Genomic DNA, 7,432 nt, shown 5'->3' with positions numbered 1-7,432 from the left:
ATTTTGTCGATATCGATCCTGAGACCTACAACCTGTCGGTCGCGGCATTGGAACAGAAGCTGATCACGGCGGAGAAAAACGGCCGGCTGCCCAAGATCGTGGTACCCGTCCATCTGGCCGGCCAGCCCTGCGAGATGGAGGCCATCCATGCGCTTGGCCAGAAATACGGCTTCCGCATCATCGAGGATGCCTCGCATGCGATCGGCGGGTGCTACAAGGGGGAGCCGATCGGCAACTGCCGCTACAGCGATATCACCGTATTCAGCTTTCACCCGGTGAAGATCATCACCACGGCCGAAGGCGGAATGGCGCTGACCAACAGCAGTGAACTTGCCAGCCGGCTGGGGCTTCTGCGGAGTCACGGTATCACGCGCGATGCCGCCCTGATGACCAAGCCGATGGAGGGCCCATGGTACTACCAGCAGGTAGCGCTTGGCTATAATTATCGCATGACCGATATGCAGGCCGCCCTGGGCGTCACCCAGATGACGCGGCTGACACATTATGTCGCCCGCCGTCACGAACTGGTCGAACGCTATCGCACGCTCCTGGCCGATCTTCCGATCAAACTGCCCTGGCAGCATCCCGACAGCTATTCAGCCTTTCACCTCTATGTAATCCGCCTGCGATTGGATCGGACAAAAGCCACCCATCTCGAAGTGTTCGAGCGGATGCGGGCGCGGGACATCATGGTGAACCTGCATTATATCCCCGTTCATACCCAGCCCTACTATCAGGAAATGGGTTTCCACGAGGGGGACTTCCCGGAGGCCGAACAGTACTATCGCGAGGCAATCAGCATTCCGATGCACCCGACCCTGACGGATGCGGAGCAGGATTTCGTGGCTGATGTGCTGCGCGAGGCGCTCGGCGCATGAGGCTGGTTGTCATTCCCGCACGCGGGGGCAGCAAGCGGATTCCGCGGAAAAACGTGAAGCTGTTTTGCGGCCAGCCAATGATCGGCTGGTCAATCCACGCGGCGCTGGAAAGCGGCTGCTTTGACCGGGTGATCGTCAGCACTGACGATGAGGAAATTTCTGCCGTCGCACGGGAGGCCGGCGCAGATGTCCCCTTTCGCCGGCCGGCCGAGCTTTCGGATGACCACACCGGCACCAATCCCGTGATCGCCCACGCCGTCGCGTGGCAAACCGCAAACGGCGCGGCCCCGTCCGAGGTGTGTTGTCTCTACGCAACTGCGCCGTTCATCCGCCCCGAGGATCTGGCGCGCGGCCTGTCAATCCTTCGCGACAGCGGCACTGATTACGCCTTTTCTGTCACCAGCTATGCCTATCCGATCCAGCGCGCGCTGCGCATTTCCCCTGCGGGCCGGGTCGAGATGTTCCAGCCGGAACATTTTGCCACCCGCTCTCAAGACCTTGAGGAAGCCTGGCACGATGCCGGGCAGTTCTACTGGGGCAAGGCTGCGGCCTGGTTGTCGCAAAAGTCGCTTTTCGGCCCGGACAGCGCAGCCGTCATTCTGCCGCAACATCGGGTTCAGGACATCGACACGCCCGACGACTGGCTACGGGCCGAGTTGATGTTCGCCGCGCTGCGCGTCCATGACACCCTGAAAGAGGGGGATGGTGGCGCGGAGGAAGCCAGCGCGCAAGCGGCCTGCGGCTCGGATACGGTCCGGCCATGAGAGGACGTGACAGTCGCGCCGGCGCTACCGTGACGGTTTGCGGGCGCCGGGAGCGACCTCGTGTGGCGCTGCGCTGCGACGCCTCGTTGAGGATCGGAACCGGGCATGTGATGCGTTGCCTGACCCTTGCCGATGCACTTCGTGCGCAGGGAGCAGAGTGCCTCTTTTTGTGCCGCCCGCATGAGGGCCACCTGATCAGCTTGATCGGAGCCCGGGGCTATCCGGTCACAACGCTGTCTGCGCCGGGAGCGTCCGGAAGGCGAGCCCTTTCCGATGCGGCCCCGCCTCTGCCTGCCCATGCTGAATGGCTGGGCAGGAGTTGGGTGGAAGACGCTGCCGAAACCGCCACGGCGCTCGGGCCTCAGGGTACAGATTGGTTGATCGTCGACCACTACGCATTGAACCGCAGCTGGGAGCAGGCACTACGTCCGCAGGTCCGTCGGCTCATGGTGATCGACGACTTGGCCGACCGGGCGCATGATTGCGACCTGCTTCTGGATCAGAACCTGGGCCGCCGTGCAGCAGATTACGCCCCGCATGTTCCGGCCGCAGCACGGCTATTCATCGGGCCAACCCATGCACTGCTGCGCCCCGAGTTCGCCCGGGCTCGCAACATTAGCCTTGCTCGCCGCACTCAGCCCGCGCTGCGGCATCTGTTGATTACGCTCGGTGGCGTCGACCAGGACAATGTCACTGGGCAGATACTGTCGGTGCTGGCTGACTGCGCCCTGCCTGACCTTCAAAGCATCGAGGTCATCCTGGGGGCCGCTGCCCCTTGGATCGCTGTCGTTCGCCAGATCGCCGCGCAGATGCCCTGGCCTACCACCATCCGCGTCGGCATAACCGACATGGCGGAAACCATGTCTCGGAGCGATCTGGCGATCGGCGCGACAGGGGGCACATCTTGGGAGCGGTGCTGCCTGGGGCTGCCGACAATTCAAATGGTGTTGGCCGAGAACCAGATTGAAGCCGCTCAAGCACTGGAGGTCGCGGGCGCGGCCCTTACCGTAGATGCGGGGAATCTGTCGGATACGCTTCCCAAGGTTCTCGGGGCGCTGGACCCGACCCGCCTTACGGCACTGTCGAGACAAGCAGCGCGGATTACTGACGGGAGCGGTGCGCAGCGCATAACCCGCGAGATAGTGGAGTTGTCATGAGTGGTGAGGCCTGCCGGATTCGCCCGCTCACCGAGGATGAGCTGCCCCTGATACTGACATGGCGCAATGATCCCGCCGTGCGGTCGGTCATGTTCACATCTCATGAAATTAATCTGGATGAACACCGGCACTGGTTTGCACGAGCTAGTCAGGATCCGTTCCGGCGCCTGCTGTTGGTCGAGGACGCCGATGCTCCCATTGGCTATGTTCAGCTGACTAATGTGAAAGAAGGTGGCATTTCTGACTGGGGGTTCTATGTGGCGCCAACCGCTCCCCGCGGGACAGGCCGCCGATTGGGGCAGGCCGCGCTTCATCACGCCTTTGGCACGTTGGGGCTGCACAAGCTGTGCGGTCAGGCGCTATCCACAAACACGCCTTCAATTCGGCTACACGAAGCCCTTGGATTCGTACAGGAAGGTCTCCTGCGGCATCAGCATCGCTCGAGAAATGAGTATCTGGATGTTATCTGCTTCGGATTGCTGGCAAGCGAGTGGTCCCGGCTGACTAAGGAAGAATGACATGAACAGCATCGCCATCGCGGGCCGCCCTATCGGGCCCGACTACCCGCCTTATGTGATTGCTGAACTGTCAGCCAATCATAATGGGAGCCTTGACACTGCGCGGCGCATCATCACCGCCGCTCGTCAGGCCGGCGCCGATGCCGTGAAACTCCAGACCTATACGCCAGATACGATCACCCTGAAGAGCAACGCGCCAGAGTTCCGCATCACTGGCGGGCTATGGGACGGACGTACGCTGTACGATCTCTATGAGCAGGCTCATATGCCTTGGGATTGGCACAAACCTTTGTTTGACCACGCGCGCGACTGCGGCATCACACTCTTCTCCTCCCCCTTCGACTCGACTGCGGTCGATCTGCTCGAAGATCTGGGTGCGCCCGCCTACAAGATCGCTTCCTTCGAGGCAGTGGATCTGCCGTTGATCCGCTATGTCGCAGCAACCGGCAAGCCGATGATCATCTCGACCGGCATGGCCGACGCCGAGGAGATCGCCGAAGCGATAGCGGCGGCCCGCGACGGGGGCTGCACGCAGCTTGCCATCCTGCATTGCGTCAGCGGTTATCCCGCCCCGGCCGGGGACTACAATCTCCGCACCATCCCCGACATGATGCAGCGTTTCGGACTGGTCACGGGGCTTTCAGACCACACGCTGGACAATACCACCGCCACTGCCGCCGTCGCTCTAGGTGCATCGATTATCGAAAAGCACTTTACACTGGATCGCACTGGCGGTGGCCCCGATGATAGCTTCTCGCTAGAACCGGCCGAGATGGCTGCACTGTGCGCTGGGGCCAAAACGGCATGGCGTGCACTTGGCCGCGTGGATTACGGTCGCAAGTCGAGCGAAGAGAACAACGTACAGTTCCGCCGGTCTTTGTATTTCCTGCAGGATCTTAAAGCGGGCGACAAAGTGGCATCCAACGCAGTACGCAGTGTTCGTCCCGGCTTCGGTCTCGCTCCCAAGCACCTGGATCGCGTCATCGGTGCTACACTGACACGTGACGTAGATGCGATGACACCGGTCCGGGTTGAGGATCTGGACGGGCGCGACGAATGACAATCTCCTTGCTGAGATGTGATTTTACAAACGGGATAGAAGATGGAGCCTCTCACAATCCCCTCCGACTGGAGCGTCCAATCCTTGGACACCGCCACCGACTAGGAGTCTACTACCACTCACTATTAGTTGCAGTTAGCCAATTCTCGAAGGCGCGAAGGAAAGTACTTTGCACGACACTAAAAATGAGGAGATTACGTTATACGTCGCAATGCGTTTATAGTTACTAAACCGCTTCAACTGATGATATCGGCCGCCATTATTGAGCAGCTTGCCATACAAGACAGCACCGATATATTTCTTGTTGACTCCTTCTCTGACGCAGGCAGAATTTTCGATAGATATTCTGCAATTAGTGGGGCCGCTCCTTGGAGGGAAATGCGGTTTTTTGAAGATAGCGCTGCAGCCTATCGTGCCGCGGCAAGCCTGCCCAAATCTAGCTCCTTATTCATCGATTCGGATGTCGGGCTGAGAAAATTCATAACGCTTGCGAGACTTAAAATAGGGTCTTCATCTACTAAAATTTGTGTGTATGAAGAAGGTATAGGAACGTATAGATCAGACCTTTACCCGTTTCACAAACGACTAATTTTACGGTCCGTCGGGGCTGGAGCAATATTTGGACAGTCCTCATTAACCGAATGTATCTTTGTTTACGACTGCGAAAAATATAAATCTATATCTGGCCTAAAGGCTGAGCGTGTATGCAAGATTGAAGATGATCTTTCTACATTCATCCGGAGCAACCGTGCGTTTCTCTCATATTTGTTTGACGCTCCTTCGCAGCCCACGTGGGGCGATGAGAAGCACTACAATGTTTATTTAAGCGACTGGGTGATCCACCCCCAGATCGTATGTAGACTCAAGGCACGTCCGGAGAAGTTATTGATCAAACCCCACCCTCATGTAAAAAAGATAGAGACCCCCGAAAGCTACGGACTAGATAGCGATGCATTTTTGCCTGCGGGCGTTCCGGCCGAACTGTTGCTCGAGATGCTGCTTGCAAAGTGTCCCAGCATCAATGTCTACCATCACGGCAGTAGCGCAGCTTACTATCTTTGTACCTCTGGCATTCGGTTCATCAGGCTCTAAGCTCATTCGCGCTCCTTGTGCCCGATTACATGAAAATAAACCAACTCGATCGGATTGATCTAAGTGGGCGGTACGTCCGTAGAGAGCGACTGTAAAATCCGCTCCCCGGCACGTCACTGAGCGGACGAACCCACCGCCGCGTTTCAGGTTGGCAATTCCCCGCGTACTCACTTCAATTTGCTTTCGAGCAATGTAGGTCGGCGCCTCAGGGCACAGACAGTTCGCGCGGTTTACCACTCCCCCTCAAGGTGAGCGCTTTCTGCTCTATCCTCTTCATTTCCATCCTGAAGCGTCGACGGGAATCATCGCAGGGACGTACCTGAACGAATACGAAATCATCCGAAATATTGCGTTAAACTTTCCCGAGCGAGTCCCACTCTACGTGAAAGATCATATAAGCGCGTGGACCGATCCTTCTCTCGAGTTTTACGGAAAGCTGCGATGCCTTCCAAATTTGCGGCTATTGCACTAACCAGCACCGTGGAATACGAGGCACTGCTGCTTGATACGCCAGTAATATAGTTTGGCCGGGTGTTTTATGAACTCCACCTACACAACTTGCGCATCATTTAGCATATGAGGAGGGTCAGTAATTAACACCGTAGTGCGAGTGCAAAGACGCGGATGGGGATCAAAAGCGATTAGGATAAGTCCCTCCCTTCCCTCGCAAAAAGGATCCCTGGCTCTGAAGGCGCACTTCCGGCCGTCACCCTGGTCTCACCACGCAATTACCGTGATGCAGCAGTCGCAAGCTTCTGGATTGATGGGCGATGGGGTTCGACCCTAAGTGCAAGCGCTCATATACGTTTTGTCGAAAACAAAATAACGATATGAACGGTCACTGCAATCCCTACCGAGAAAGCAAAGCTGCTCAAAAGATCTCCCCGCATCATAAAGAACGCCATCCCGATCATAAATTTAGAAAAGACTGCCCAGAATAATGACGGCGTTTGGCTGTAACCCCGCGAATCGATCAGGGCGGATAGATATCCGCCAACAGCAGCGAATGCAATCGCCCCGAGCAGACCAAAATTCACAACTCCCTCGGCAAAGAAATTCATAGAGATGTTGCTAAAGGATAAATTTGCGTGGTCCGCATATTCCGCGCCGGTCCCGATAGGTTTGTCCGGCCAAACACTACGGGGAACCCAAAACAGCACAACTCCCAGCAGTTGGCGTCCCATCGTCAAGGGCATATTGAGAGCCCCCGCAATAGACTGAAAGGAATCAAAATGCCCGGTGGTTACATCATCAATCCCGAGAATATAGATTCTAGGCACCCCGCCCTCGTAAGATCTAAATTGATTTAGCGTCGGAAAGGCCACCAAAATACCAAGAATAAGTCCAGCCGGCAGCAGAATACTGCTTCGACGCAGTGATGAAAACAATGTTACGGCAATTGCAATGTAAATTGCTGCTGCATGAAATCGGGCCATGCCACTTGGCGCATTTCCGATCAACAGCGGAATGAGTAGGAATCCGATAGTTACCGCGTGCCGTCTCCCGGCCGCGAGGTAAGTCACGAAACACGCTCCAGGCAAGGAATATACTGTGATGCCCAGAATTAATCCTACAGCTCCCCCTCCAAAACTAACGGTTTCATCAAGGGCTCCGCCGCGAACTAAGATACTTACTAATGAAAAATTATTCAAAGCGGCAATCGCGAACAATCCCACCCAAGACAACAGTACTAGGCGCCCTTCATTAACTTGAATGCTTGGCAAGCGCTCCTGGGAGGGATGATCATTCATGGGAATGGTTACCATCCCATTGTAAACTATATTGAAAGCAATTGTACACATCGCCGCTACGAATGATGCGTACGGGTATTGGTAGAAAATTATTCCGGATTCGCCCCAGTAAGTTACAGCTGCGCTTCTGCCGAGAAGAGGAACGATGCACAGAAATATAATTGTAAACGTGTTAACCGACGTAGCGATGCCAGCACGGGGCGTCCACGCTA

At 56.4% G+C, this 7,432-nt stretch carries 7 protein-coding genes; 6 read left to right on the top strand and 1 reads right to left on the bottom strand.

Annotation, left to right across the window (positions count from 1 at the left end; all coding sequences use genetic code 11):
- The 6 genes from Q0938_RS16950 to Q0938_RS16925 form a co-directional block, all read left to right on the top strand.
- Window positions 1–878: DegT/DnrJ/EryC1/StrS family aminotransferase (locus Q0938_RS16950; RefSeq protein ID WP_299364899.1), on the top strand; the 878-nt coding region annotated here is incomplete at its 5' end.
- Window positions 875–1,642, top strand: a complete 768-nt coding sequence (pseF, locus tag Q0938_RS16945) for a pseudaminic acid cytidylyltransferase (RefSeq protein WP_299364897.1) — start codon at window positions 875–877, stop codon at window positions 1,640–1,642. The genes Q0938_RS16950 and pseF, both read left to right, overlap by 4 nt.
- Window positions 1,639–2,799, top strand: a complete 1,161-nt coding sequence (gene pseG, locus Q0938_RS16940) for a UDP-2,4-diacetamido-2,4,6-trideoxy-beta-L-altropyranose hydrolase (protein WP_299364895.1) — start codon at window positions 1,639–1,641, stop codon at window positions 2,797–2,799. Before pseF ends, pseG begins: the two co-directional genes overlap by 4 nt.
- Entirely contained in the window at window positions 2,796–3,317 is a 522-nt protein-coding gene (gene pseH / locus Q0938_RS16935; RefSeq protein WP_299364893.1) for a UDP-4-amino-4,6-dideoxy-N-acetyl-beta-L-altrosamine N-acetyltransferase, read from the top strand. Before pseG ends, pseH begins: the two co-directional genes overlap by 4 nt.
- Window position 3,318: 1 nt before the next feature.
- Window positions 3,319–4,377 (top strand): pseudaminic acid synthase, encoded by a 1,059-nt coding sequence (gene pseI / locus Q0938_RS16930; protein ID WP_299364891.1) that lies wholly within the window; start codon window positions 3,319–3,321, stop codon window positions 4,375–4,377.
- 243 nt (window positions 4,378–4,620) lie between these two features.
- A complete protein-coding gene (locus tag Q0938_RS16925) occupies window positions 4,621–5,469 on the top strand; it encodes a hypothetical protein (RefSeq protein ID WP_299364889.1) in 849 nt (282 codons plus the stop codon).
- Between the two features lie 797 nt (window positions 5,470–6,266).
- On the opposite strand, the gene Q0938_RS16920 is transcribed toward Q0938_RS16925, so the two are convergent.
- Complete coding sequence (locus Q0938_RS16920; protein ID WP_299364887.1) at window positions 6,267–7,220, bottom strand: hypothetical protein; 954 nt, start codon at window positions 7,218–7,220, stop codon at window positions 6,267–6,269.
- Between the last annotated feature and the right edge of the window lie 212 nt (window positions 7,221–7,432).

It is taken from the genome of uncultured Paracoccus sp. (assembly GCF_947496875.1).
Classification (GTDB): domain Bacteria; phylum Pseudomonadota; class Alphaproteobacteria; order Rhodobacterales; family Rhodobacteraceae; genus Paracoccus.
This window is presented reverse-complemented; position numbering and strand designations above follow the sequence as displayed.